The 722-nt window shown below is 63.7% G+C and carries 1 protein-coding gene; it reads left to right on the top strand.

Going from position 1 to position 722, the window contains the following annotated elements:
* Positions 1-722 (top strand): DUF1989 domain-containing protein (locus EN939_RS36695; protein WP_127272100.1); only part of this gene is annotated, 722 nt, incomplete at both ends.

The following is a 722-nucleotide window of genomic DNA, read 5'->3' as shown; positions in this document are numbered from 1 at the left end:
GACAGCGGCTATCCCGGCCACACCAACTGCTCGGAGAATTTCAACGGCGCTCTGGCCGGCAAGGGCGTCAATCCCCGCGCGGGCTGGATGGCGATCAACTTCTTCTTCAACACGGCGATCGACGCGCATGGCGTCATGGTGTCCGACGAGCCGTGGTCGCGGGCGGGTGACTATGTGCTGCTCAGGGCGCTCACCGACATCGTCTGCGTGTCCTCCGCCTGCCCCGACGACACGACGCCGGCCAATGGCTGGAACCCGACCGACATCCATGTGCGGACCTATTCCGGCCAGCACAAATTCTCGCGAGCGATCGCCAGACGCATGACGCCCGATTCGGAACCGAAAATGACCCGCGAGACAGCTTTTCATTCGAGCTTTGCCAAGCACACCCGCAACTTCGGCGAGTACAGGGGCTATTGGCTCGCCAATTCCTTCGCCAAGGACGGGCCGATCGCGGAATACTGGGCCTGCCGGCAGGACGCGGTGATCATGGACCTGTCGCCGCTGCGCAAGTTCGAGGTTACCGGCCCGGATTCCGAGGCGCTGCTGCAATACACGCTGACCCGCGACGTCAAGAAGCTTGGCGTCGGCCAGGTGGTCTATTCGGCCATGTGCTACGAGCATGGCGGCATGATCGACGACGGCACCCTGCTGCGGCTCGGCAAGGACAATTTCCGCTGGGTCGGCGGTGACGATCTGTCCGGCGAATGGCTGCGCGAGAC

The organism is Mesorhizobium sp. M7A.F.Ca.CA.002.05.1.1 (genome assembly GCF_003998335.1).
Taxonomy (GTDB): domain Bacteria; phylum Pseudomonadota; class Alphaproteobacteria; order Rhizobiales; family Rhizobiaceae; genus Mesorhizobium.
This window is presented reverse-complemented; position numbering and strand designations above follow the sequence as displayed.